At 42.1% G+C, this 23,820-nt stretch carries 20 protein-coding genes; 9 read left to right on the top strand and 11 right to left on the bottom strand.

All coding sequences use genetic code 11. From position 1 onward, the window contains the following. The first annotated feature begins 103 nt into the window (after nucleotides 1-103). From Q384_RS05775 to Q384_RS05760, 4 genes are read left to right on the top strand one after another with little or no spacing between them, the layout of a single operon-like run. Complete coding sequence (locus tag Q384_RS05775; RefSeq protein ID WP_037586531.1) at nucleotides 104-1,699, top strand: two-component system sensor histidine kinase NtrB; 1,596 nt, start codon at nucleotides 104-106, stop codon at nucleotides 1,697-1,699. Further along, nucleotides 1,692-3,221, top strand: a complete 1,530-nt coding sequence (locus tag Q384_RS05770; protein ID WP_037586521.1) for a sigma-54-dependent transcriptional regulator — start codon at nucleotides 1,692-1,694, stop codon at nucleotides 3,219-3,221. Before Q384_RS05775 ends, Q384_RS05770 begins: the two co-directional genes overlap by 8 nt. Before the next feature lie 42 nt (nucleotides 3,222-3,263). After that, nucleotides 3,264-4,421, top strand: a complete 1,158-nt coding sequence (dprA, locus tag Q384_RS05765; protein ID WP_037586520.1) for a DNA-processing protein DprA — start codon at nucleotides 3,264-3,266, stop codon at nucleotides 4,419-4,421. 14 nt (nucleotides 4,422-4,435) lie between these two features. Then, nucleotides 4,436-4,894, top strand: coding sequence for a Smg family protein (locus Q384_RS05760; protein ID WP_037586519.1), 459 nt, complete (start codon nucleotides 4,436-4,438; stop codon nucleotides 4,892-4,894). Nucleotides 4,895-5,222: 328 nt separating this feature from the next. On the opposite strand, the gene Q384_RS05755 is transcribed toward Q384_RS05760, so the two are convergent. The 10 genes from Q384_RS05755 to rpsP form a co-directional block, all read right to left on the bottom strand. After that, nucleotides 5,223-6,818, bottom strand: a complete 1,596-nt coding sequence (locus tag Q384_RS05755) for an FtsK/SpoIIIE domain-containing protein (protein WP_037586530.1) — start codon at nucleotides 6,816-6,818, stop codon at nucleotides 5,223-5,225. A gap of 28 nt (nucleotides 6,819-6,846) precedes the next feature. Then, on the bottom strand, nucleotides 6,847-8,937 hold the full coding sequence (locus tag Q384_RS05750) for an AAA family ATPase (protein WP_051940522.1): 2,091 nt from the start codon (nucleotides 8,935-8,937) through the stop codon (nucleotides 6,847-6,849). After that, nucleotides 8,937-9,158: a hypothetical protein gene (locus tag Q384_RS05745; RefSeq protein ID WP_037586518.1), complete on the bottom strand. Its 222-nt coding sequence runs from the start codon at nucleotides 9,156-9,158 to the stop codon at nucleotides 8,937-8,939. The genes Q384_RS05750 and Q384_RS05745 overlap by 1 nt, the downstream gene beginning before the upstream one ends. After that, complete coding sequence (gene dndC, locus Q384_RS05740; RefSeq protein WP_037586517.1) at nucleotides 9,155-10,240, bottom strand: DNA phosphorothioation system sulfurtransferase DndC; 1,086 nt, start codon at nucleotides 10,238-10,240, stop codon at nucleotides 9,155-9,157. Before dndC ends, Q384_RS05745 begins: the two co-directional genes overlap by 4 nt. Before the next feature lie 324 nt (nucleotides 10,241-10,564). Continuing rightward, complete coding sequence (locus tag Q384_RS05735) at nucleotides 10,565-11,899, bottom strand: ferredoxin reductase family protein (protein ID WP_211251087.1); 1,335 nt, start codon at nucleotides 11,897-11,899, stop codon at nucleotides 10,565-10,567. Between the two features lie 249 nt (nucleotides 11,900-12,148). Continuing rightward, on the bottom strand, nucleotides 12,149-12,841 hold the full coding sequence (locus Q384_RS05730; protein WP_037586515.1) for an aspartate/glutamate racemase family protein: 693 nt from the start codon (nucleotides 12,839-12,841) through the stop codon (nucleotides 12,149-12,151). 105 nt (nucleotides 12,842-12,946) lie between these two features. Then, nucleotides 12,947-13,312 (bottom strand): 50S ribosomal protein L19, encoded by a 366-nt coding sequence (gene rplS, locus Q384_RS05725; protein WP_037586514.1) that lies wholly within the window; start codon nucleotides 13,310-13,312, stop codon nucleotides 12,947-12,949. Then, nucleotides 13,309-14,085 carry a tRNA (guanosine(37)-N1)-methyltransferase TrmD gene (trmD, locus tag Q384_RS05720; RefSeq protein ID WP_037586513.1) on the bottom strand — a complete coding sequence of 259 codons (777 nt, stop codon included), beginning with the start codon at nucleotides 14,083-14,085 and terminating at the stop codon, nucleotides 13,309-13,311. Before trmD ends, rplS begins: the two co-directional genes overlap by 4 nt. Next, a complete protein-coding gene (gene rimM, locus Q384_RS05715) occupies nucleotides 14,085-14,567 on the bottom strand; it encodes a ribosome maturation factor RimM (RefSeq protein WP_037586528.1) in 483 nt (160 codons plus the stop codon). The genes trmD and rimM overlap by 1 nt, the downstream gene beginning before the upstream one ends. Before the next feature lie 54 nt (nucleotides 14,568-14,621). Further along, nucleotides 14,622-14,870 (bottom strand): 30S ribosomal protein S16, encoded by a 249-nt coding sequence (gene rpsP, locus Q384_RS05710; RefSeq protein WP_037586512.1) that lies wholly within the window; start codon nucleotides 14,868-14,870, stop codon nucleotides 14,622-14,624. 689 nt (nucleotides 14,871-15,559) lie between these two features. Between rpsP and Q384_RS05705 the strand changes: the two genes are divergently transcribed. The 4 genes from Q384_RS05705 (at nucleotide 15,560) to Q384_RS05690 (ending at nucleotide 20,542) form a co-directional block, all read left to right on the top strand. Further along, entirely contained in the window at nucleotides 15,560-16,198 is a 639-nt protein-coding gene (locus tag Q384_RS05705; RefSeq protein ID WP_037586511.1) for a hypothetical protein, read from the top strand. Nucleotides 16,199-16,365: 167 nt separating this feature from the next. Next, the gene (locus tag Q384_RS05700) at nucleotides 16,366-17,535 is read left to right on the top strand and encodes a hypothetical protein (protein WP_037586510.1); all 1,170 of its coding nucleotides are present in this window, start codon (nucleotides 16,366-16,368) and stop codon (nucleotides 17,533-17,535) included. 204 nt (nucleotides 17,536-17,739) lie between these two features. Continuing rightward, nucleotides 17,740-18,846 carry a hypothetical protein gene (locus tag Q384_RS05695; protein WP_037586509.1) on the top strand — a complete coding sequence of 369 codons (1,107 nt, stop codon included), beginning with the start codon at nucleotides 17,740-17,742 and terminating at the stop codon, nucleotides 18,844-18,846. Nucleotides 18,847-18,976: 130 nt separating this feature from the next. Beyond that, nucleotides 18,977-20,542: a hypothetical protein gene (locus Q384_RS05690; RefSeq protein ID WP_156956468.1), complete on the top strand. Its 1,566-nt coding sequence runs from the start codon at nucleotides 18,977-18,979 to the stop codon at nucleotides 20,540-20,542. A gap of 110 nt (nucleotides 20,543-20,652) precedes the next feature. Here Q384_RS05690 and Q384_RS13250 read toward each other — a convergent pair whose 3' ends face one another. Continuing rightward, nucleotides 20,653-20,790 (bottom strand): hypothetical protein, encoded by a 138-nt coding sequence (locus Q384_RS13250; RefSeq protein WP_156956467.1) that lies wholly within the window; start codon nucleotides 20,788-20,790, stop codon nucleotides 20,653-20,655. 15 nt (nucleotides 20,791-20,805) lie between these two features. On the opposite strand from Q384_RS13250, the gene Q384_RS14275 reads away from it, so the two are divergent. Beyond that, the coding region (locus Q384_RS14275; protein ID WP_037586507.1) for a calcium-binding protein at nucleotides 20,806-23,820 on the top strand (3,015 nt) is incomplete at its 3' end.

The raw sequence follows: 23,820 nt of genomic DNA, 5'->3' as shown, positions 1-23,820 counted from the left end.
ACCAAATGTTTGATTGGTTTTGATGATTGCTTTTTGAGTGTAATGCCACGCGGCAATTGCTTGCTGCATGAATAAAATCAATTTTGTAATAAGAAAGAAAATTATGCCGCCGCTCTCCAATTGGCATCGGCAACACGGCGTTGATAAACTGCTTAATTTAATCAATATTGCCCGAGTCAGCTTGTTGTTTTCTCTGCTCACTTTTCAAGTATTGGTGCAGCAAATTTCCAATGACAATCACAATGGCGTGTGGCGAAATGTCGGTGTACTCAATGAAGCCGAATTTTATGTCTGGGCGTTCATTTACAGCGGCATCATCATTTTTTCCTTGATTGAACCCCGTTGGCAGCAGCAGCAAGACAGCATGCCCAATGTTGTCGCTGTGGTGGACATCAGTATGGTGGCTTGGCTGATGCACATGGCAGCAGGCGTGTACGGTAATTTGGGTATTTTGGTATTGCCTTTTGTTACCACATCGTGCTTGATCAGCTACGGACGGTATCCTTTTTTATACGCAGGTTACGCTTCGCTGTTGATGACGGTCAGTACCATTGTGCTTTTCAGCGGTCAGCCCGGGGGCATATTCGGCGATCTGCGCCCTTGGATTCGTTTGTTTGTACTGGTGGCGTCTTCATTTTTGCTGGCATCACTCACTTCCTACATTGCTGATTTTGTGGCGCGTTCACGGCAGACTTTACGAGCACAATCGAAAGTATTGGCAAGTTTCCGCAACCTTACCGAAGAAGCACTCAACAATATGCAGGAAGCTGTGGTGGTGATAGACAAAGCCAATCAAGTGTGGCTGCTGAACGGTGTGGCACAAACGTTTTTCCCTGACTTATGTATTAATAAAAATTCCGAGCTTTTCTGCCCTTTGCAAGCGCATTGGAAGCACCATCACTACCGAGATTTTGAAATCAATATGGATATTCAAAAGATATCCATGCGTATTCGCACCCGAACAATCAAAGCTGAAGAAGATTTATTGCTGATGCTGTTTATGCGCCGCCAAATTGAGCTGGATCAGGAGGCAATGTCGGTGAAGTTGAGTGCCTTGGGACAGCTCACGGTTAATTTGGCGCATGAAATCCGCAATCCCATGTCTGCCATTCGTCATGCCAATGATTTATTGCATGAAGAAGCGTGCAGTGAGTCAATGGTGAAATTGAACAGCATCATTGAACACAATATTGAGCGTATTGATAAAATGCTGCAAGACATCAGCACAGTGAATAAACGGGACAAAATCCGCAAACACGCCATTAATTTACGTGAATTTTGGGATCGTTTTTATCAAGAATTTATTTTAATCAATCCGGAAGCTGCCGATTGCATCATCTTGGATATGGAAAACCCAATCATGTTTGCATGGTGCGATCCCCACCATTTGCAGCAAATTTTATGGAATTTAATGAACAACGCTTGGCGGCACAGCCGGCAAGACACACAAGCCATTCGCGTGGACTTTAATTTTCTCGGCGGCAATGAAATCCAAATCAGCGTGATTGACAACGGCGGCGGTGTACCGCCGGAAAACCAACACCGTTTGTTTGAGCCGTTTTTTACCACCGCTGCCAACGGCACCGGTTTGGGTTTATACGTCGCACAAGAATTGGCGAATGCCAATTTAGGTAATTTATATTATCAGCCGAAAATTAATGGCTTTGTATTGGTATTACTAAGGGCAAATAATGAATAAAACACAATTAACACAACCGGTATTGGTGGTGGACGACGAAGCCGATATCCGTGACTTAATGGAAATGACACTCACCAGAATGGGTTTATCAGTCTATACCGCCGTTGGCGTTCAGGCAGCCAAAAAACAGTTGGATAACCACCGTTTTTCTCTGGTATTAACCGACATGCGCATGCCCGATGGTTCGGGGTTGGAAGTGGTGGACTACATCACTGAAAAAGACTTAGATGTACCCGTTGCCGTCATCACCGCTCACGGCAATGCCGACCAAGCCGTACAAGCCTTAAAAAACGGTGCGTTTGATTATTTGCAAAAACCGATTACCCTGGCGCAATTGCGCAGCTTGGTTAAATCCGCCATTAAAATTCACGATACCAAATCTGCTGTTGATGCGTCTCACAGTAACATCGCCTCTGTTAAAAAAGTAAATACTCCAAAGCCGCCCGAAATTGCTGAAAACCATTCAGACAGCCTGAAAACAGACAACACCCATGCGGTGCAAAAAACAAAGCAACGGCAGGATTTGCCGCGTCTTTTGGGTAAATCGCCTTTAATGGAAGAAGTGCGTCAGTTGGTGCGTAAATTGGCATGCAGCCATGTGCCTGTGTATATCGGCGGTGAATCAGGCAGCGGCAAAGAGCAAGCGGCGCGCAGTATTCATGAATTATCACCAAGATACGAACAGCCGTTTGTGGCAGTTAATTGCGGTGCGATTCCCGAAAATCTAATGGAAAGTGAATTTTTCGGCTACAAAAAAGGCAGTTTTACCGGTGCAGATACCGACCGTTTGGGTTTCTTTCAACACGCTCACGGCGGTACTTTATTTTTAGATGAAGTGGCGGATTTGCCATTGCAGATGCAAGTAAAACTTTTACGTGCCATTCAGGAAAAAGCTGTTCGCCGTATTGGTGATGCCCAAGAAAAATCCGTGGACGTGCGCATTATTTGCGCCACCCACAAAAATTTGGCGGCACAAGTAGCGGCGGGGCATTTTCGCCAAGATTTGTTTTACCGCTTAAATGTGGTATCAATTACCATGCCGCCCCTGCGTGAAATGCGTGAAGACCTGCCCGAATTCATCAATATATTATTGAGCAAACATCAAGAGGTGCGCCGCTTAAGCATCAGCCCTGCTGCGCAACAAAAACTGCTACAGTACAGCTATCCCGGCAATTTCAGGGAGCTGGAAAATATCTTGGAACGCGCCGCGGCATTGGCGCAAGACGGCGTGATTACTGAGGCGGATTTGCAGATTAACAGCAGAATTGCCGCGCTTGTTAATGATAATACCGGTGCCGCTGATGATGCCGATGCTGCTGAACCCATGGAAAACATTGGTTTGGAGTTTCGCTTAGGGCTGACATCCATTCAAGATTATCTTGATGAAGTCGAAAGCCGCATTATCGAAAACGCGTTGAAACACACTCGGCACAACCGTACTCAAGCCGCCAAATTACTGGGCATCAGCTTCCGTTCACTGCGTTTTCGTATGGAGCGGTTGTTTATCGAATCCGATGAATAAACAATCCAATAGATAAAAGGCTGCCTGAAACGAAACCGCGTTATGAATCACCAAGAAAAATATGCCTGCCTGCAATTGGCACTCACCCCATACATCGGCGCAGAAACATTTTTGCGTTTGTGGCAGCATTTCGGTTCTGCCGAAGCGGCATTGAATGCGGGTTTATCGGCAGTAAAACCTTTTTTTAAACGTGCAGACGCAGCTGCGGCATGGCAATCCGCAGAGGCAAAACAAGCGGCGGATTTGGCATTGGCGTGGGAAGAGAAACACCACAATGCCCGTTTATTGCTGATTTGCGACGAAGACTATCCCGCAATATTGAGTGAAGGAATGACACCGCCGCCGCTGTTGTTCGCACGCGGACAATTGAGCTGCCTGAATCATGCGGCAATTGCGGTTGTCGGCAGCCGCCATGCCACTCCGCAAGCCATGCGCATTGCCCGCGATTTTGGCAGTGCCCTGTCTGCACGCGGTATTTGCGTGGTATCCGGCATGGCAGACGGTATCGATGCCGCCGCCCATGAAGGCGCATTAACAGAGCAGGGCAGCACCATCGCCGTGTGGGGAACAGGCATTGATCGAGTCTATCCCGCCCGCAACAAGCAATTGGCGGAGCGTATTGCTGAAAAAGGCTTGATTCTTTCCGAGTTTCCGCTGGGAACGCGCCCGATTGCCGGCAATTTTCCGCGCCGCAACCGCATCATTGCTGGTTTGTCGCAAGCCGTATTGGTGGCAGAAGCGGCATTGGCATCGGGTTCGCTGATTACCGCACGACTGGCAGCGGAAATGGGGCGCGAAGTAATGGCAATTCCCGGTTCAATTGACAATCCGCACAGCAAAGGCTGTCATGCTTTAATTAAACAAGGCGCGAAATTGGTGGAAAACCTTGATGACATTTTGGAAGAATGCCCCGCACTGTTACGGCTGCCTGAAAATATTCAGGCAGCCACAGTAAACCACAATAAAGCAAAAGCCGAACCGGCAGAAAAATCAGAAGAAAAATCAGCAATAGAATCGGAAGCCGAGCCGGCACAAACCAGCCCGTTGCTGAAGCAAATGGGCTACGACCCGATTCACCCCGATGAATTGGCGCAGCAATTGGACATCAGCGCGGCTGATGTGCATGCAGAACTGACTTTATTGGCATTAGACGGTAAAATAGCCGCAGTAGGCGGCGGGCGTTATCAGCGCGTCAAATAATTCAAAGGAATATCATGATTGATGTGATTGCGTTTTTAATCGAACACTTTCAAGACTTCGACGCTTGTCCGCCGCGCGCAGACTTGGGCGAACTGCTGGAAGAAGTGGGCTTCGACGACGACGAAATCAGCGATACTTTGTGGTTTGTGGAGGCCTTGCAGCATGAGGCACTGATTTCTGATGATGTTTTGAATCAGAGCACCGCCATGCGCATCTACACTGCCGATGAAACCGAAGCCCTGCCGTCGGAAGTGCGCGGCTTATTGCATTTTTTGCAGGAAAACGGCGCACTCAACCCCGAACAGCGCGAATTTGTGGTGGACGCGCTGATGAACCTGCCGGACGAAGACATCACCGTAGAACACGCCAAAGTATTGGCGTTGCTGGTGTTGTGGGCGCATAAATCGGAATTACCGATTCTTATCGGCGAAGAATTAATGGCGGCATTGAATGGTGAAATGCTGATGCACTGATGCCTGCGTGTGTTATCGTGTGTTATTAGATGGTATTCGGCTGCCGAATACCATCAATTATTTCAGGCAGCCTGTTTATTCGGCACAAACCGTGCCGCTACGATTCATATCTAATCTTCATTATCAACGCAATCAATGCCGCAGCCGTTTAGTCAAGGCAATTACTTCTTTTCTTGTGGCTTATTGCTAAATGCCTGTTTTTTGCATTTTCATTCTGGTTTTTACTGTACAGGGCTTAATTGTTTCGGATTGCTGCGTGATGAAAAAAGTAGTTTGGCTGTATTGAATGCAGGCGAGGTTTATCCCCCGCCTTTATCATTGGATTGCTTCAAATATTGTACCCATGCAGCAGCTGTATTTCACTGCCAAACCATTTCACCAAATGATCGCCTTTACCTGCTAAATCTTCAGCTCCTATTTCGTCTAAAATAATTTTGGACTCAGTAGACTTTTGAGTTTTCAAGGCGATGCGGGTAGGGATATTGGCGCGTAAAGGTTGAGACAATACGCTGGAACTTGGGGTTTGCGTTGCCAGCAATAAGAAAATACCGGAAGCGCGGGCACGTTGGGCGAGGCGTATTAACGAATCCTCAATATTTTTATCAATACTCAGTAAATCCGCCAATTCGTCCACCACAATCACCCAATACGGCGGACGGTGTTCGGCAGGAATTTTTGCTAATTTATCTGCTTGGTATTTTGCACGCAATTCGTCCCGCTGCTCCATCTCCGCCACAATTTCTGCCAATGATGTTTTGATTTCTTCTTTATCGGCAATGATTTTTCTTTTCCATACATGCGCATCATTGGCATAACGTGCATAATCGGTTTGTTTTACGTCCATAATCGCAATATTCAGCTGCTTCTCGTCATTCAATGCCAATAAGCTACCGATGAGAGTGCGGATTAACACTGATTTGCCTGAACCCGTTGTACCGCCTACCAACACATGAGGTGCAGCGGCAAAATCTTCAAATACGGGTTTGCCATATTCATCTAAACCCAGCAATACGGGCAAGGTTTTGCCATCGTGCTGATACGTATCTAAAGCTGCCTGAAACGCTGTTTCTTTGAATGGTTGCCATTGATTTTCTGCCCGCAGCTTTGCTGCCCGATAGCAATTGGGTTTGCCCTCTTGGCGGGTAATCCGCAAATCTTTTTCAGCAATGCCCAATTGAGAACACAGCGGTTCATGGTGCTTATTAAAATCCACAAAACTATTAAACTGTGCTTCGTAAAAATCATAGCGCACTCCGTGTGTTACAAAGGCACACGATAAAACAGCCGATGTGCCGATTTTATCAAAGGCTTCGCGCAGTGTTTTGGCATAATCAGGGTTACTTTCAGGTTGCTCGCTGGTGTCGCGTACAGAGCTACCGCTATTACCTGAACGGTTTTTTATGTTTTCTGCAGATAAATCTGCTAATTCTCTGATAAAGGTCTGCCGTGCTTTCAATTCAGAATCAGGGTGAAATTCTTTAGCAGCGTTCCAGCGTTTTCGCAAGGTTAGCGCACCACTATGCCACAAGGCTTGAATGTATTGCACCAAATCCTGTTTATTGCATAAGATTTCTTTGTTTAAGATGTCTTTGCATTTAAACTCAAATAAGGCATCGGATAAAAATGCCAGCCACAACGCATGATGTTCTTGAAAGGCGGTATTCAGTGACGGAATTTCATTGCCGTCGGTATCCGGTGCGTTGCTGATTTGGGTTTTATTCAAGGCAATATCTTTGGCAAAACAATAGGCAATACATAACATTGCCCAATCAAAGTGGTTATTAAAAACAGGCAATGCACCACTGCGCTGCAATTCATCGCGGATTTCTTTGGCTTCTATGCTGGATTTTAAACGCATTTCCAAGAGCTCGCGGGCATATTCAGAATTCCAATAACATGATTCCGGTGCATCGACTTGATACATGGCAATATTCCTTTTTTTATTTTTCCGGCTATGCTTTAAAATAAACATTTTCTTCGGCTGAGGATCTTGCTCCGCCGCTTGCCAGTGATTCAGCTTTAATCAAATAGGTTTTGTTGATTGCGGGTTTTAAATCTTGGTAAATCTCAGGGGTGATTTCTGTATCTTGCGACAATAAAATCACCTGTTGATTTAAACCTTGCCAATAATGGAATAAGCCTTGACGATGTCCTTTATCCAAACGTGCCAACGGGGTATCAATTACCAAAGGTGCGTGATATTGGGTAATTTCCGACAAAGCTGCTACCACCGCCATGATTAGAATCTGCATTTGACCTGCGGATAAATCGGTTTGCAGACGCTCGTTGTTTTGTCCGTATAAACGCATTTCTCCGTTATCTTGGACTTCGATCCTGCCAATGCGTTTGTCATGGGCAATCTCATTATTCAAACGAGTGGCAGTGATACTTAATTGCTGAACCTTTTTTACCATTAGTTGATGAATGAGTGCATGAATAAATGATTCCATTTTTTGTGCCCGCTTTGCCCGCAACTGCTTCGGTCCGCTGCTGACCACTTGATCTTGAAGCTTTTCCAAATCTCGCGCTAAACTTGAAATCTCTTCATTTTGCCGATAACTGTTGTTTTGTGCTGTTGTTTTTTGGGGCGTAATATTTTGGGTTAGTTCATGATTAATTTGATGTAATTCCTCAACCAATTCATCATTATTGCTGTTTTTCAGTTGTTCAATTTCAGCACTCAGCTTTTCTTGATTTTGTTCAGCTTCTGCTATTTTGCTGAGAATGGTTTCGGGGGAGTGAATTCGTTGAATATGGTTAAGTTTATGAATTTCATTTTGAATTCTTTGGTTTAATTCAGCAGATAAATAATTGTGCGAAACAGTTTCGGCACAACCTTCAGGCAAAGGAAGCAACATTCTTTCCCAGCATTCTTTCACGATACGCGAAAGCTCAGCAGAAGAAAGCATGTAGGGACTGAGAAATTCGTTTATATTTTCATGATTACGGAATACTTTCCAAAATTCATCTGCTCTTGGTTCCAGCTGCCCTTTAACGGTTTCATAACTAAGCCGATTGGCTTCTGCTTTCAATTGTTGCTGCAATTGTGTCAGACGTGTTGTTGGTAGCAGGGTTTCCGGCAATAATTCAATGAATTTTTTGATTTCTTCTTGGTCGGTTTCTTGCTGCTGTTTAATCTTAGTGAGCTGATCAATCAGCTCTTTAGAAGTATGAATATCACCGGCACCCAATTGTTCGGTTAATTCATCACGCCGTTTTATCAATTGCGCTTCTTGTTCAGTCAAATTTGCCAGATTGCTGTTATAGGTGGTTAATTTTTCTTTTGCATCTGTCAATTTAGCTTCAGTATCTGCCAGCTGTTTTTGCAGTTTTTCAGGAGCAAGCTCTCTGATTAAATCGCTTTTGTATTTTCCCAATTGTGCGCTTAGTTTATTTAATAGAGTAACCCCCAGTAAACCATGAAGCGCATCATTGAGCCATTTTCCTGCACCGCTTGCTCGTGCATTTTGAACGATTTTTTCACCGTCAAAAAAGAAAAATGATGCATAATCCACGGGTACTGCCTGAGTGTGTAAATAGTGTTTAAACAATTCTTCACTCAAAGGTTCGCCGCCGTCATCGTCGGCATTTTCACAAAAATAAGCCTGTATTTCTTCAGAATTAGGCAGGTGTTTTTTATTGTGGTCAAATGCCCACTTTCGTTTTACCCGTAATATCTTTTGATTACCTGTGGATTGCTGGCAAATATCAATTCGCAGCTGCATGGTGGATTGGTTGCTTAGTCCCAAGGCAGTTGGCTGTACTGCTCTTGCATCAAGATACAAAGCCTTTTCCAAATAAGCGGTGTAATTGATTTTTTTGTTATCTTGCCCTTTCATTTCCAATCCGGCACGATTCAAATGATGAACCGCATCATCACCATAAAGACACAAATAAATGGCTTCCAATAAAGTGGTTTTACCATGACCATTTTCCGCACCAATCAGTACTAAATTTTTCCCAATTTCGGGGCGAGGAAATGTTAAGCGTGCCTGTTGATAGGATCTAAAATTGCTTAACTCAATCGCTGCAATCCACATCATTAAGTTCCCCAATAATTTTGATTATCAAATACGTCATCACAGGTTTCGGTTATGCCTCTGGTACGTAATTTGGTTTGGCTTTCACGCATGAATGCCAGTAATTCCATTAATGCATCAACAGGAACACAATGTTCTTCAGCAAGTTGCCGCAGCAATATACGGCTGTCTGGATCGCGCCACAGCAATAAATCCTCAATTTGTTCTTGTATTTTAGGTTTCATGCACTTTTCCTTTCTGCTGCGTCCAAAATATCACTGACCCAAATGTTTTTAATCAGCCGAATCTCAGCCTCACTGATTAACACTTCACCGTGGGCTGCCTGAACGGCAAGCAATTTTTCTAAAATCATTTTCCGTGCGGCAATGGTGAATGGTCCGGGAATGTGTTTGCCGTTTTTAATAGTGAACTGCCCATTTCGGCGATGCACTTGCCGATATTCGGGTAGATTGCGAATTTCAGCCAGCCAATCGCGAAATTCGATTAAGGGGGTAAATTGGGTATTGCCCACATCAACAAAGCCTTGCAGACTTTTGTCTTTATTGACAACCGTGCATGTCCAGCAGCCAAAACGGCTGGAATTCGTACCGCAGCCGGGAGCATCGTCTTGTGATAACACGATTGGACATTCGCCGCCGAGTGCATCGCGGTAAAGTTGGATTAAGCGGCGGTGGCTGTTACCCCACGGCGGGTGGTGGGCAGCGAGAAATTCCCACACATCATCGGTGGATAAATCTACGATCGGGCGATAGACATACGCACCCGCCAGTGAACCGTGCGGGGTGAGGTTTGAATGGTCTTGGTTTTGATGGGATTCAATGCTGACGCGTCGGGCAGATGATTCGTCTTTGCGCACACCCAACACGATAATGGCTGCACCGTTAGCGGCGATTTTGTCGGTGATATAAGCACTGGTTGGAGAAATTTTAAGGCGGTCGGTACACCAACGCATATTGCGGTTGGGCGAGGGATAGCCTTTGCCGATAAGCAAAACCCAAAAGGTTTCTGTGGGTTTTGGAATGGTTACTTCGCCGTCAATAGGCAATTTGAAGATACGGGCGGCATTGAGAATGTCCGCTAAGGTATCACGCATGTGCCGCGCTATCGGCGGGCTTTCCACCAAAGTATCATTGGAACAAAAAAAGATTTTGCGTTGGCGCAGGCTGGGCGGTAAGTCCAATAATAAATCAAACACCAAATGTGCTACTAAGGTGCTGTCTTTACCGCCGGAGAAGGTAACAATCCAAGGGTGATTTTGCTTGCCCGACAAATATTCTTCCGCGAGATTATCGCGGATTTTATTAATTAATTCGGGGGGGGGGGGGTAGAGCGTTCATTCATTGTTCGCAATGATACTGAATTTTTCATAAAAAATATTGGGTATTATTACATAAATTTAAATTTAAGGTGGAATCAAATTAAAATCAAATCCAGTCATTTGTTTATCAATAATACGGCGGTTGGCTTGTACCATAACAGCAGATAAGTAAGCCATATTTTTCAGGCTGCCTGAAAACAAAATACACAATCACACCGATGCGTTGCGTCGGTGTGATTGGTTTTGCTGCGGAAACGATAAATGGCTGCGCTGCTCACAACTTGCGGTTTTAGGTGTTCTGAATGTACTTAATCAGCGCATTTCAAACCATTCTTGCTGAAACCGTTTGTTGGGCAGCCCCAAGCGATGCAGTTCGCTGTAAAGCTGCTGCCCGAATGCCATTGGCCCGCAAAACCAAAATCCGGCTTGCTGCCAAGTGGGTATCAATTGGGTAATATCGGCGGCAGACAAACGCTGATTTTGGCTGTCATCGATAAAGTGGAGCGATACACCGGCTGCCGCGGCCAATGGCTGCAATGTCGGCAGCACAATGTCATCGGCTTGGCGGGCGCAGTAGAACAGGGTTATTTTTTGCGGTTGTGGTTCATGCGCCAGTTGTGCCAGCCGTGCTAAAAATGGGGTGATGCCAATGCCCGCACCTATCCAAATTTGCTCGGTGCAGCCGTCATTAAAGTCAAAACAGCCGTAAGGTCCTTCTACAGATACTGTTTTGCCAATTTGAACGGTTTTAAGTAAATTGGCGGTGTAATCGCCCAAATTTTTGATGATAAAGCACAGTTCAGACAGCTTGTTGTTCCGTGCGGAAGCAATGGTGAAAGGATGTGCGCCTTCTTTATTGTCAAAAGTAATGAAAGCAAATTGCCCCGCTTGATGTTCTTGCCATGCTTCATTCAAATGGACGGTGATTGCTGCCATATCATTATTTTGTTTTATTTCGCTGATTGTTCCTTTGGCTTTGCGTTTGTGTCCGATGCGTCCGAATAAAGAAACCAAAGCACCATAAGTGCCGCCCAATGCCAGCAGAATCATCAGCCAGCCGATTGGCTGCGTCCAATACGCCCATTTAAACAGCACCAAAAAATGGTAAACAAACACCAAATACACCGCTGCCATAAATCGATGCGACCACTGAAACCAACGATAAGGCACGTGTTTTACCAAGGCGATGATTGCCAGCAGGGCAAACACATAAAATGCCCATTCGCCGATGTGTTCGGCAAAGCCACGCTGACTCAGCAACCAGCCTTCTAAAGTATCTGTGCTTGGCATCATGCCGCCTTTGTGGCGTACAGGCGGCGCGAGCCAGCCCCAACCGACCATCCATTTGCTGCCTTGTGCCCACCACCAATGCACAACCGCAGCACTTAAACCGCTGATGCCCAGCCATTTATGCAAACGATACATTTTATCCAAACCGTGCAGATACGGCTCAAGCCAGCGCGGGCGATAAGCAAGAATATTGGCGGTACTCATGGCGGCAAATCCCAGAATGCCTGAATACTGTACAAATACATTACGGAAATTGAAATAAGTAAACGGCTGCGGCATCAGTGTATCGGCAAGCAGCCACAATCCCGTCAGCAGTAAAAATAAAAGCATCAATCCCCAATGAACGGCTTTCATCATCAATCCTTTTCTAAATTTTAAAAGTATATTTAAAATCAAATAGATAAAAAACATACAGGCTGAATTGTATGTTAAGTCAGATTATTGTGTCAATGAATGGAGATACGCCAAACCCAATGACCGATTTACTTATCTCTCAGGCTGCCTGAAAAATATTTGTCGGCGGGTTTGGCGCAAAAGCATTGCCGGCGTTGGTTTTTTCCCGTGTATGATTAAATTGCTGTGCTTAATATTGTTTGGCTTGCCGTTTTAATGCAAAGCAAAATTCACTGCTGCCAAAGCATGGATACGGGTGCTGTCGAATACCGGCAGTGGGCTGTTGGTGTCATTAATCAATAAACACAACTCAGTGCAGCCCAAAATCACGCCTTGTGCACCTTGTGTTTTTAATTCGGCAATGGTGTCTATCAGATGGCAGCGCGATGATTCATTGTGTTGATTTAGACACAACTCATTGAAAATAATATTGTTTATTTTGGCTTGCTGTGCTTCATCGGGCAAGTACATATCAATGCCCGCTTCTTGCATTTTTGTTGTATAGAAGCCATTTTTCTGCATGGTAAACTGCGTTCCCAAAAGCGCAATGCGCTGCAAACCGTGTTGCTTGATGGCGGCGGCGGTGCTGTCCACAATGTGTAAAAGCGGTATGGATACGGCGTTTTGAACCGCATCGGCAATGATGTGCATGGTGTTGGTGGCAATCAGCACGCAATCAGCACTCGCTTGCTGCAATTTTTTGGCACTGTTTGCCAATACTTCTGCCGCACCCGCCCAGTTGCCTTGCTGCTGCAATTGTCTGATGTCTTCAAAATCCAAGCTGTCTAAAATGATTTTGGCACTGTGGTTGCCGCCTAAACGGTGATTGATTTCACGATTGATAATTTGGTAATACAACACGGTGCTTTCCGCGCTCATGCCACCGATAATACCTATGGTTTTCATGGTATTTTTTCCTTTGTATTGATTTATGTATTGATGTGTTTGTTAAACAAAAAAAGCCGCCTGAAGATTTGCAGGCAGCCTTTTTATTGTGCAGGTATAAAAAAATTAACCTTTACGTGCCGGCAATTTTTCTTTAATGCGAGCCGCTTTACCGGTTAAGCCGCGCAGATAATACAATTTGGCACGGCGCACATCGCCTCGGCGTTTTACTTCAATTTTTTCCACTGAGGGTGAATACAGCTGGAATGTACGTTCCACACCTTCGCCGCTGGAAATTTTGCGCACGATAAAACTGCTGTTTAAACCGCGGTTGCGCTTGGCAATCACCACGCCTTCATACGCTTGCAAACGGGTGCGCGTGCCTTCTGTAACGCGTACAGAGACGACAACGGTATCGCCCGGTGCAAATTCGGGAATGGTTTTGTTTAAGCGAGCAATTTCTTCTTGCTCTAATTGCTGAATTAAATTCATGATTCTGATTTCCTGTTTATCATGGGATTGTCTTGTTCCTTTTGCATTTCCTCGCGGATTTCGCGCAAAAGACCAGACTCCTCTGGGGTTAAACGGCGATCTGCCAATAAATCGGCGCGCCGCGTTAAAGTGCGCATCAGCGATTGTTTTAATCGCCAACGTGCAATCAAAGCATGGTTGCCGCCGCGCAATATTTCGGGGACAACCGCGTTTTGAAATTCAATCGGACGGGTGTAGTGCGGGCAATCCAATAAGCCGTCGGCAAATGAATCTTGCGCCGCCGATTGGCTGTCGCCCAAAACACCGGGCAATAAACGCAGCACCGCGTCCATGAGCATCATGGCAGGCAATTCGCCGCCGGACACCACAAAATCGCCCACGGCAATTTCGGTGATGTCGTTTGATTGCAGCACACGCTCATCAATGCCTTCATAGCGGCCACACAACACAATCAAACCCGATTCTTGCGCCAGCTGCGACACTTGCACATGCTGCAATGGTGTTCCTTGCGGGCTCATGTAAATCAAACGTGATTGCGGCTGACGCGCTTTGGCATCATCAATGGCTGCCTGTAAAGGCGGTGCCATCATAATCATGCCCGGACCGCCGCCGAAAGGGCGGTCATCAATATAACCCAAGGGGTTATCGGCAAAGGTGCGCGGATTAACAGCATTGAATTGCCACAAACCGCGTTGCAGTGCACGGGCAGTAACGCCGAATTCAGTAATGGCGGCAAATACTTCAGGGAAAAGCGTAATTGCCTGAATATACATCAGTAATCCACGCCCCAATCCACATCAATGCGCTTATCCGCCAAGCAAACACGGTCAATATACTGCGCCACAAACGGAATCAGTTTTTCACCGTATTCACCGCGCACCACCAATACATCGTGCGCACCGGTTTGCAGTAATTGCACCACTTCGCCCAAGCACATCAGCTCGCGGTTATATACCGCCAAGTCGATTAAATCTGCCCAGTAGTATTCGTCTTCTTCGGCTTCAGCAAAATCGGCGCGGTTAATTTCCACCGTAAACCCGCGCAAGGCAAACGCCGCATCACGGCTATCAACGCCTTCCAGCTTGACGTGTAATTCATCACCGCTGACTCTGCCTTCAACCACAGCCGCAAAACAACTGCTGCCGTCTTTACTCAGCCGCCATTTTGGGTAATCCAGCAAACTGTCGGCATATTCGGTGCTGACGGCTACTTTCAGCCAGCCTTTAACACCCAACGCACCTTTAATATAGCCCATTGCTATCCACGGCGTTTGCTGATTATCCACGTATTTTTATTCCGAGATTCTGAATTAAGCAGCGATTTGCTGCTCTTTCACCAAACGCGCTACGCTTTCGCTCAATTGCGCGCCTTGACCAATCCAGTGATTCAAACGTTCGCCGTTAAAGCGCACACGTTCTTGTTTTTCATTGGCAACGGGGTTGTAAAAACCCACGCGTTCGATAAAACGACCATCACGGCGGCAGCGAGAATCAGCCACAATGATGTTGTAAAAAGGACGGTGTTTTGAACCGCCGCGAGCCAAACGAATGACTACCATGGTTATTCCTCAGTAAATAAACAGAAGCCGAACAAGCCGACAATCTAAAAAACCCACGATTTTATGCTAAAAAACCATGATGTTGCAAGAAGTTATTCAATAAAAAAACAATTTTTACTGGCTGAACAAGCAGGAAATCAAGCGCAGCACTTTGTTTTCAGGCAGCCTGAAACCCAAGGTTTGCCATTGGCGAGGTCAGGCACAAAGCAATCATGGTAATCACAGCCAAACCATTTCAATAAAACCTATGCACGCCCCCTGAACGCATGGGCTTTGTTGAAACAAGACGTTGATTTACCTGCATTTGTATGGTTGTAACAAAAATACAACAATGTAAGAAAAATTTTGTTTTCTATTGCAAATAAATCATCAACAGTGTTATAATAATACCAAGTTATAGTTATACTGCTCTTCACTGCTCTTCACTGCTCTTCACTGCTCTTCACTGCTCTTCACTGCTCTTCACTGCTCTTCACTGCTCTTCACTGCTCTTCACTGCTCTTTGTAACTGGTACTGCGTTTCAAAACTAATAGTAACGGGTTTTCTTTATTGGCAGGGATTTTAAAATCAAAGGCTTATCACACAATAAATAGATGAAATAGGAAAAGATAATAATAATAAAATGGAATGCCCTATATAGATTATGAATTGAAGATAATTTAATAGTAGCACAATAAGGTAAAATTTTATGTATGCTATTGGTTTATTTCTTATAACGGGATTTATTTTCTTTATTCCAATTTGCTCTTGGCTGTTATTTATTTTTTTAAAAGTACTAAGTAATAAATTTTCATTTTCTTTTAGATTGATGTTTGGTATTGAAATTCCACAGAGATATTTAAAAATAATACCGACATCTGGATTATTACTTATTTATTTATGCTTAATTTCAATGATAATGTTAAGTTATAATGGATATTGTTTTCAGCGAAATGGTTTTCAAAGGAATTTATTTTCTGATGAATATTTAGAGAATCAAGCTATTCGTCTTGTTTTGAAAGATAATAGGCAATGTGAAGGGGATAGCTGTATAGAATCTGAAATACAGAGTAAAGACATCACTCAATTTAGGTTGGAAAATCCGAATTGTTGCCGTTATGTATATATGATTGAAGAGGATTTAGAAGACAGAGATATTGAAATTATACCATCGGATACTTTTAAATTTAAGGGCAGCTTTCTTAGTAGATTGGCAGGGGATTTACATGGATTTATTAAAATTCAATACAGTATAAAAAATAAAAATGGTGAAAAACAGCGGTTTAGGCAGTATTTTCCTGTTACCAATTGCGGTAAAGTCAGGATGTTTGAAACAGAGGATTTTTGAGGATTTGTTTTTTTTAGCAGTGAACAGAAATTATTTTTTAGGGGCTGTGCTGGGTAGCTATACTTTAAACATAGTAACGGAAAATAAGTAGATATCAAATTTTTTATACAATTTATATTTAATATAAAATAGCTAATATAATATTATGAGAAGATTGGAAAAATTGTATGGTAAATGATATCAATCCCATTGTTATTATTGTTATAGTTTTTATTGTAAGTATGCTTACAATACTGATGGAATTATTTAATTTAATTAAGCATTCCTTGGTTTTATATTTTTCTTTATCAGATAAAAAGCGAACTAAAGTAAAATTTGTAATAACAGCTGTAATAATAGCGGTTATTGTTATTTTATTGGGATATCCTCTGTACAGAATTTATGTTGAAACCAACATAAAACCTTATCGGTATTGGTATCAGCTGATGGATAAAAATCCAAAGCCTTGGAATGTTTCATTCAAGGAATTTTCACGTAGGAATCGTGAAGGTTATTGTTGGGCAGACAGAAAAACCTACACAAAGGAAGAATTGAAGAATAAAGTAGTTGCCAGTTATGTAGAAATGGAATTATTGAAAATGAAATCCTTAAAGGAGAGTTGGGTAAGGGAAGCTGGTGGAGGTTATGAAGAAAGATCATATTTAGGTAGATTTTTTTCTGAATCAGATTGTGGTAAATTTGGATGCAAAGTGATGATGATAAGTCCTTTGTCAATAGATAGATCTCCTATATTTGAAAAAGCACAAAAATTAATGCAAGGAAATGTACAAAAAAATATTGAAATCAGCGAAGAAATATTATTTAATTTATATGATAAAAATAGTCATTACCTCTTAAACGAACTCAGTAAAGTAAATTCAATAGAAATAAAAGGTGATCGTGATTTTTTATCATATATAAAAAACCACAATGATTTTATTATTGCTGGCATAGAGAAAAGCGATATAGTGTTATCTTTAATATATAATAAAAATATTTTTATTATATCGAATCAAGATGAGAATATCAATCAAGAAAAATTTCTGATTTACAATTCAGGAATAGATGAATATTTTCCTGCTTCATCTATTCCAAAGAATATTGATATTCATGATTATGGCGTTGGTTTATATTATCTTGCTCCTAAGAAAATTTATTTGTATGAAAAAGACGGACAAGAAGAGGGTAAGATAATTAAATTTAGAATATATTTGGATACTGATATTTACTATGCAATCAATAATTGTGGAGATTTATTGATTAAGCCAGAATATATTCTGGAATCTAGATGGATAAATAATCTTAAAGAAATATTTGGTGATACTAAAATTAAATTGATTGAATTAATCAATCAATAAATTAGTGTCATTTTCTTAGTGTTGTAATTTTTTCTACTCATTTTTCAACCCTTGGAGAGCGATTATGCCTAACTACTACAATATCAATAGCGATAAAAATTTGGTTGCTGTGTGATAAAGTAATAATAAATAGGTTTTAGATTTGTCATCAGATAAATTGTTATAAATTCTAGCTATCATTATTTTTTAATTTAGGTAAATACTATGACTGCTTTTGTTTTTGCATTAGCAATCTCCACCACAATATACATATCAATATTCATTGTAATTATTGGAATCATTGGAATTGGTGGCTGGATAATCTATTTTCTTTATTCACGACCTAAATTAAGAGTATTGGCTATTTTTATGCTTCTTGGTTATTTAACGCATTATTGGTTAGTTGAAAACAATACAAAGTCTTATCGGTATTGGTATCAGCTGATGGATAAAAATCCAAAGCCTTGGAATGTTTCATTCAAGGAATTTTCACGTAAGAATCGCGAAGGTTATTGCTGGGTAGACAGAAAAACATACACAAAAGAAGAATTGAAGGAAAAAGCGATTGTCAGTTATGTAGAAATGGAATTATTGAAAATGAAATCCCTAAAAGAAGGCTGGATGAGATCAATTGGTGGAAGTGTAGATTATGAAGAAGTACCATATTTAAGTAGATTTTTTTCAGGATCAGATTGTGGTAGATTTGGATGCAAAATACAGATGATAAGCCCTCTGTTAATAAGTAGATCTCCTATATTTGAAAAATCCCAAAAATTAATGCAAGAAAGTATACAAAAAAATACTGAAATTAATCAAGAGATAGTATTTAATAGTGAAAGACGTAACCTTTTAAGTGAACTTGGCAAAGTAAATTCAATAGAAATAAAAGATGATCGTGATTTTTTATCATATATTAAAAAACATGATAATTTTATTATTGCAAGTATGAAAACAAACGATAGAAAGTTATCTTTAATGTTTAGTACAAATATTTTTATTGTATCCAATCAAGATAAGAATACCGATAAAGGGAAATTCCAGATTTATGGCTCATTAGCTAATAAATATTTTCCTGCTTCATCTATTCCAAAGAATATTGATGTTCATGATTATGGTGTTGGTTTATATTATCTTGTTCCTAAGAAAATTTATTTATATGAAGAAGATGTGTCATATAAAGAAAGTGCACAAAAGAATAGTATAAAAGTTTTATTTAGTAATTTAGATAATAGTATTCATAATCCAGTCGGTATAGATAATAATATTTATTATCCAATTAATAATTGTGGTGATTTATTGATTAAACCCGCATATGTTATAAAATTAAAATAGGTAAAGTGTTTTAAAAAATTGCTTTAGATAAACCTAAGTATTAAATGGATTTATTTAAGCAATTATTTGTATCATTTACTTAGTATTATTGTACTTCCAACTCACTTTTATCAACCTTTGGAGAATGATTATGCCTAACTACTACAATATCAATAGCGGTAAAGATTTAGCTACTATTGATGAAATACTGTCCATGTATTTATGGAATTCTAAAACCCCACCATCTGCAAGTGCCTTAAAAGATGATAAATGGATTCGGGATAAGGAGAAACCATTGGTTGATCCGTTAAAAATCAATGCACAAGAATATATGGATTATGGCGGCGGAAGATTTATTTCCCCTGCTGATGTTCTTGTTATTAATGATTTTTTCAATAGTGAAAAAATCATTAAGGCAGGAACTTATGGTTTTAAAGAAATGTATAATAACATACTACACCGTGAAGCTCTAGGCAATGGAACAAAAGATAAATTACCCGACGATCTGAATAAATTACAAGTTAAGATTAATCAATATGAGCATATAGCTGGTTTATCAGATTTTGTAACCAGGGCTTTTATTTTTGGATCTACTTCATTTACCCTAGACTGGGATTCATTGGCTTTTTTTGTCAATAGTGATGGCAGTAGAGAAGTTCATGGCATTAAAATCAAACCTGTTGATGATAATTTTGATTTTGAATCAAATGATTCAGTAGCTAAGGCATTCAATTCTATTTGTGAGCCAATTGTAGATCCCTCAGGAATTGGCAGAAAAGTGCCAATTCAGTTTCAAGGTGATGTTGTGTCAGTAAATATCACTGAAGAAGAATTTAGGAATTTGGAAAATCAAAAATCCAAACTTAATGATTTAAATAGTAATGGTAATAATATAAATGATTTGGAGAATTGTTTGGTAGATATAGCCTTTCAAATTTATAACTCTCCTGCCATTAGCTATCTTGATGAAAAAGGACGAAAAGTCTATTACGATGGCATTGATGATGATAATGATGGCGTAGTTAATCAATTTGGATTAGAAGCTGTTGCTTTAATTGGCGGTAAGGGCGATGATAGCTTGACCAGCGGTTATGGTGATGATTATTTAGACGGCGGTGATGGCTATGATACGATGGCTGGCGGTTTGGGCTATGATGAATATCACGCCGATAAGAGTGATACCATTTATGATTTTGACGGCAAAGGCGAGGTATTTTTAGATAAAACCAAGCTCTCAGGCGGTGTGCATGATCCTGAAAAAGATCCTGCCGATACCTATTATGGTAATGGATTAACCTATTATTGGTCTGGCGACAATTTAATTGTAGAAAATGGATTGTTGATTGAAAATTTCAACAACGGCGACTTGGGTATTCGTTTGGAAAAAAGGGGTGGCGGCGGCGGTGATGGAGGTGATGGAGGTGATGGAGGCGGAGGTCGAGGCGGTCCCAATATGGGACCAGCCGAAGTACAAGTATCCCCCATTGTTGTTGACCTAAATGGTGATGGTGTACAAACCACAGCCAAAGGCGGACATATCTACCACGACCACGATGGCAATGGCTTTTCTGAAAATACCGGCTGGGTGAGTGCGGAAGATGCCTTATTGGTGCGTGATTTAAATAACAACAATCAAATTGATAATGGCGGCGAATTATTCGGTGACAATACCCTGTTGCCAAACGGCGGAAAAGCTACTAACGGTTTTGAGCCCTGAAAGCACACGATGCCAACGGCGATAAGCAAATTACCGAACAAGATGCAATTTGGCAGGAATTAAAACTGTGGCAAGACAAAAACCAAAATGGATATGTTGATGCGGGTGAATTAACCGCCATTCAAAACAGCGGCATCACTGCCATTCAGCTGAATTATCAATACAGCAATTTTGTTGATGCGCATGGCAATACGCACCAACAACAAAGCAGTGTTACCTGGGCAGACGGCAAACAAACTGCGGCGCATGATGTGTGGTTCTCGGTGAACAAAGCAGACAGTCAATACCGGCAAGAATCGGTGAGTGCCGATATTGCTGCGCTGCCTTATGTGCGCGGGTTTGGCGATGTATTGGATTTGCATCAGGCGATGATGAAAGATGCGGTGTTGAAAGGAATGGTTGCCGATTATTTGAATACACCCGCTGCCGAAAGTTTAAAGGCATTGATTTACCGCTGGGCAGGAAGTGAAACCGTTAATCCGCAAGGGCGCGGCAATTGTGTTGATGCACGGCTGTTGGTGGCTTTGGAGCATTTAACCGGCAGAGGATTTTATCAAGGAGGGCTTGGTAAAAATCCGGGGTCAGAAGCTACCCAACTTTTGAAAGTAGAATTCACCCAATTTGCCGATTATGTGAGCGCGAATTTGCTGGCACAAAGCAAATATGCAGATGTGTTCGGCAGTTTATTGCTGCAGCAATGGCAAGCAGATACCCAAAGCGTGGGCTACAGCTGGCAAACACTAAACGCCAAGCTGCAAGGCTTGGCTGAAAATTTGGAAACAGAAACCATCAGTATTTTATTAAAAATTGCCAAAGATTTGGGAAATTACAACCTCAATTATCAAGAAACACTTCTTGCCAATTTTACCCTGTTAGCAGCACAAAACCCTCTATTGGGCAATATGATGGCTGAGAATTTTAAAATCATCGAGGGTAATTCCGGTAATTATGAATTACAAGGAAGTACCCGAGGTGATATTTATCTGTTTAACAAAGGACACGGACAGCATTTTATCAGCGATTATGGCAGTGATGATGACATTATCTATTTCAAGAATATTTCTTTTGATGAAGTAAGATTTCAGAAAGATGGCAATGACTTACGGATCTATGATGATACCCGCAGTGATTGCGTTCACATTCAAAATTTCTTCGCCAGAATCGATTATCGAATCGAAACCTTTATTTTTCAAGACCAAGTAATCACAGCAGATACCTTAATTAGCCGGAAACTCTATGGCAACAAATTCTATGGCGGCAGCGGTGCGGATACCTATTTGTTCAGCAAAGGACACGGACATGATACGGTTTATGACTACGGCTATAACAATGACACCATTCAATTCATCGATGTTAATTATGGTGAAACCCGTTGGTATGAAGACAACTACGATTTAATGATTGCCAATCAACAAAGCGGCGACAGCGTTCGGATTCAAGATTTCTTCAGAAACAGCTATTACCAGATTGAAACCTTTATCTTTCAAGACCAAATATTGACACCGGCACAAATGCGTGAAATGGGTTTTAATTTCTATGGCACGGACGGCAATGACAATCTTAATTTCAGTGCATGGTATGGCAAAGCCCATATTGACGGCGGCGATGGTGATGACAAACTTTATAGCGGCAGCGGCGCAGATACCTTGATTGGCGGCACAGGTAATGATTATTTAAGTGGCGGCGACGGCAATGATGTGCTGGATGGCGGCGATGGTGATGACAAACTTTACGGCGGCAAGGATGCGGATACCTTAATTGGCGGTACGGGTGATGATTACTTAGATGGCGGCGACGGCAATGATGTGCTGGACGGTGGTGATGGTGATGACAAACTTTACGGCGGCAACGGTACGAATATCTTAATCGGCGGTATAGGCAATGATTATTTGTCGGGCGGTTCTCAGAGTGATACGTATCTATTTGCCAAAGGACACGGGCAAGATACAGTTTATGACTGCGACTACAGTAACGGCATTGCGGGTGAGGATACCATTCAATTCATCGATGTCAATTACGGCAAAACCCGTTGGCATAAAGACAGCTACGATTTAGTTATTGCCAATCAGCAAAGCGGCGACAGTGTTCGGATTCAGAATTTCTTCAGAAGCAGTTACTATGAAATTGAAACCTTTATTTTTCAAGATCAAAAATTTACACTAACACAAATGCGTGAAATGGGTTTGAATTTACACGGCACAGACGGTAATGACAATATTAATCTCAGCGAATGGCAGGGTAAAGCCTATATTGATGGCGGATTGGGCAATGATCATTTAGAGGGGAATAATTACAGCAACACGTATCTGTTCAGCAAAGGACACGGGCAAGACACAGTTTATGATGATGGCTACCGCGGTGCGGGTGATGACACCATTCAATTCACCGATATTAATTACGGCGAGACCCGTTGGCACAAAGACAGCTATGATTTAATTATTACCAATCAGCAAAGCGGTGACAGTGTTCGGATTCAGCAGTTCTTCAGCAGTAAAAACTATGAAATCGAAACTTTCGTCTTTCAAGATCAAACATTCACTCTGGCGCAAATGGGTTTGAATTTATACGGTACAGACGGCGATGACAACATTAGTCTTGGCTGGCATGGCAAAACCAATATTTACGGTGGATTGGGCAACGACACCATTTCGGCAACCAATCAAGATGATTTATTGGATGGCGGCGAGGGCAACGATATTTTAACAGGCAACGGCGGCAATGATTTATTAATCGGCGGCGAGGGCGACGACGAACTCTATGGCGGCAGCGGTGAAGACACCTTAATTGGTGGTGCAGGTAATGACTATCTAGAAGGTGGTTTTTATGGCGATACCTATCTGTTTGCCAAAGGACACGGACAAGACACGATTTATGACTACAACGCCAATACCGTGGGTGATGACACCATTCAATTCACTGATGTCAATTACAGAGAAACCCATTGGCATCAAGACAACAGCGATTTAATTATTACCAGCCTGCAAAGCGGCGACAGCGTTCGTATTAAGTATTTTTTAGGTCACGATTCCTATAAAATCGAAACTTTTGTTTTTCAAGACCTAACATTCCGCTTTGCCGATTTGAAAAACATGCGCTTCACAGAATATGGTACAGACGGCAATGACGACATTAGCCTCTATGCATGGCAATACAAAGCCGATATTTACGGTGGATTGGGCAACGACACCATTCGGGTAGTTGATAAAGATAATTTATTAGACGGTGGTGAGGGCGACGATAAACTCTATGGCGGCAGCGGCACGGATACGCTGATTGGC

The organism is Stenoxybacter acetivorans DSM 19021 (genome assembly GCF_000745895.1).
GTDB classification, from domain to species: Bacteria; Pseudomonadota; Gammaproteobacteria; order Burkholderiales; family Neisseriaceae; genus Stenoxybacter; species Stenoxybacter acetivorans.
The sequence above is the reverse complement of the archived record's forward strand: the minus strand, read 5'-3'. Positions and strand labels throughout refer to the sequence as shown.